Raw genomic sequence first — 2,249 nt, 5'->3', positions numbered from 1 at the left:
GGCAGAAGCAAGGGTATTCACCCTGTTACTCCGTGGGGTCAACCTACAAAAGGGTATAAGACTCGTAAAAAACATAAACCTTCTTCAAGGTTTATCGTAAGCAGAGGGAAGAAGAGCTAATATGAAGTTTGTAAAAGACGGCTATACAGCCGAGCGGCAAAAGGTCGCAAGATAAAGGTTAGGAAGGGAGTATGTCAAGGTCTGTAAAGAAGGGTCCTTTTATAGATAAGAACCTGTATAAAAAGGTGTTGGAATTGAGCAAGTCGGGCGAAAGGAAAATGATTAAAACCTATTCCCGCTGTTCAACAATTATTCCCGAAATGGTAGGCGGAACAATTTCCGTTTACAACGGAAAAACTTGGGTTCCCGTATACATTACGGAAAACCTTGTAGGTCATAAACTTGGCGAGTTCGCTCCCACACGGATTTTCCGTGGGCATTCGGGCTCTGACAAGAAAGCGGCGGCAAAGTAGGCGGAGTTATGAAAGAAGAAAAAGGCTATAAAGCGATTAGCAGATTCCTTATCGGTTCACCTTACAAGATCAGACCTGTAGCCGATCTTGTTCGCCGCAGAACATACCCTGAAGCTATTTCCATTTTGGAAAATATGCCTCATAAGGGAGCGAAGCTGATTCGCAAGACCGTAAAATCAGCGGCTTCCAATGCGTTAGCTGATAATAAAAAACTTGACGAGGATATGCTTTATGTTAAGGAAATTTATATTGATGACGGACCACGTCTTAAAAGAGTTTGGTTCCGGGGCAGAGGAAGAGCGGATATGCAGGTAAAGCGAATGTGCCATGTAACCGTAGTGGTTGATGAAACTTCGGCTTCAGCTAACGATGCGGTTGCGTCAAAAGAAGTTAAATCTTCAAAAAAGGCGGCTAAATAATGGGACAGAAAGTAAACCCGACAGGGCTTAGGCTTGGTATTAATAAAACTTGGGGTTCTCGTTGGTATGTCGATCCTAAAGAATATGTTGACGCTCTTCACGAGGATTTATATCTTCGCAAGCTGATTATGGATATGCCGGAAACCAAAGGTGCTGATATTGCGGAACTGGAAATTATCCGCCATCCGCAGAGAATTACAATTACAATTCATACGGCTCGCCCGGGCGTAATCATCGGCGTTAAAGGCGCAAACATCGAAAAAATAGGCAATGATTTACAGAAAAAGATAAACAAAAAAGTACAGATAAAAATTAAAGAAGTGCGAAATGCCGACAACAACGCCCAGATTATAGCGCAGAATATCGCGCGCCAGCTTTTAGCAAGATCGTCTTTCAGACGCACAATGAAGCAGGCGATTACAAACGCCATTAAAAAAGGCAACGCGCAGGGCGTAAAAGTGCGTCTTTCGGGACGGCTTGGCGGCGCTGAAATGTCGCGCACTGAAGAAGCAAAAGAGGGACGTATTCCGCTTCACACATTAAGAGCGGATATTGATTATGGTTTTACCGAGGCGCATACGCCATTTGGATCAATCGGCGTAAAGGTTTGGGTTTATAACGGCATGAAATACGGCAAAGAACAGAAAGAAGACGCAGGCGCTCTTGTCCGCAAACGACGGGACAGGGCTCCTGCCAGGAGTTAATAATGCAGAGTCCAAAACGTGTAAAGCGCCGAAAGGTGCAGAGGGGCAATATGCCCGGAAACGCCACAAGATGCAACTCTGTCGTTTTTGGCGACTACGCTCTTGTCGCTTTGGACAGAATGTGGATCACGAACAGGCAGGTAGAAGCCGCCCGTATTGCGATTAACCGTCATGTGAAACGCGGCGGAAAAATGTGGATACGCATTTTCTGCGACAAGCCGTTCTCAAAGAAACCGGCTGAAACTCGCATGGGTAAAGGAAAAGGCGCTCCCGAATACTGGGTAGCGGTAGTAAAACCGGGAACGGTTATGTTTGAACTTGGCGGCGGTATTAACCGCTCTCTTGCGGAAGAAGCGATGACTTTGGCGGGAGCGAAACTCCCGATTAAAACAAAATTTGTCGCCCGTGCTGATATGGAATTGGGAGCTTAGGAGGATAGGGATGAAAAATTCATTTAAAAACTTGTCATTTCCCGAACTCAGAGCCAAACGGGAAGAACTTAAAAAGAAATACATGGAATTCCGTTTTAAAAATATTATCGGTCATGTAGATAACCCTCTGCAAAAGCGTACGATGCGCCGGCAGATTGCCAGGCTTAACACGTTAATCCGTGCGCAAGAAATTGCGGAAGTAAAAAACGCCAAGAGCGTAGC

The 2,249-nt window shown here is 45.3% G+C and carries 5 protein-coding genes and 1 pseudogene; all 6 read left to right on the top strand.

Going from position 1 to position 2,249, the window contains the following annotated elements; all coding sequences use genetic code 11:
• A pseudogene (gene rplB, locus ACYVTD_RS11780) lies at positions 1–120 on the top strand (50S ribosomal protein L2); the annotation flags it as partial.
• Between the two features lie 71 nt (positions 121–191).
• A complete protein-coding gene (gene rpsS, locus ACYVTD_RS11775) occupies positions 192–473 on the top strand; it encodes a 30S ribosomal protein S19 (RefSeq protein ID WP_461247960.1) in 282 nt (93 codons plus the stop codon).
• 8 nt (positions 474–481) lie between these two features.
• Entirely contained in the window at positions 482–892 is a 411-nt protein-coding gene (gene rplV, locus ACYVTD_RS11770) for a 50S ribosomal protein L22 (protein ID WP_461247959.1), read from the top strand.
• Entirely contained in the window at positions 892–1,596 is a 705-nt protein-coding gene (gene rpsC, locus ACYVTD_RS11765; protein ID WP_461247958.1) for a 30S ribosomal protein S3, read from the top strand. The genes rplV and rpsC overlap by 1 nt, the downstream gene beginning before the upstream one ends.
• Positions 1,596–2,027, top strand: a complete 432-nt coding sequence (gene rplP / locus ACYVTD_RS11760; RefSeq protein WP_461247961.1) for a 50S ribosomal protein L16 — start codon at positions 1,596–1,598, stop codon at positions 2,025–2,027. The genes rpsC and rplP overlap by 1 nt, the downstream gene beginning before the upstream one ends.
• Before the next feature lie 10 nt (positions 2,028–2,037).
• Positions 2,038–2,249 (top strand): 50S ribosomal protein L29 (gene rpmC, locus ACYVTD_RS11755; protein ID WP_461247957.1); only part of this gene is annotated, 212 nt, incomplete at its 3' end.

The organism is Treponema sp. R6D11 (assembly GCF_054786075.1).
Note: the sequence above shows the minus strand (reverse complement) of the source record. Positions and strands in the feature narration are given on the sequence as shown.